1 rRNA gene is annotated in these 532 nt (G+C 32.9%); it reads left to right on the top strand.

Going from position 1 to position 532, the window contains the following annotated elements:
• Window positions 1–92, top strand: a 5S ribosomal RNA gene (gene rrf / locus LQZ76_RS10005); the annotation flags it as partial.
• Window positions 93–532: the final 440 nt, after the last annotated feature.

Genomic DNA, 532 nt, shown 5'->3' with positions numbered 1-532 from the left:
CACCTGTTCCCATGCCGAACACAGAAGTTAAGCTCTGTAGCGCTGAAAGTAGTTGGGGGATCGCTCCCTGCGAGGATAAGACGTCGCCATGCACATTAGAAAAAGGATGAAACCGTAATAAGGTTTCATCCTTTTTTCTATATAAGTGTAAGGACTTTTTCCTAACACCGTATCAAATAAATAAAAGTGAAAAAATACAATTTAATTGTTGACTTCGCTGCTAAGGATTTGGTATGATAATTAAGTTGATTTATCAGTTAACAAAGCCGAACAATTATTAATAACAATTTCAATTATTTGAAAAAAGTTATTGACGAAGCGTTCAACTTCTGATATTATTAATAAATGTTGTTGCGACATATTAAGTTGTTAACAACAACGTAGATCTTTGAAAACTGAATAAAGTTTTGACAATCAAATATGTAAGTACTTTGAAATTAAATTTCAGAGTTAAACAAATTTGCGAATGTCAATTTCGCTAGTAAATTATGCTTCAAACGTCTCCCCGACGTTTGAAGCGGATAACAAATGA

The sequence above is a fragment of the Periweissella ghanensis genome (assembly GCF_918814755.1).
Taxonomy (GTDB): domain Bacteria; phylum Bacillota; class Bacilli; order Lactobacillales; family Lactobacillaceae; genus Periweissella; species Periweissella ghanensis.
The sequence above is the reverse complement of the archived record's forward strand: the minus strand, read 5'-3'. Positions and strand labels throughout refer to the sequence as shown.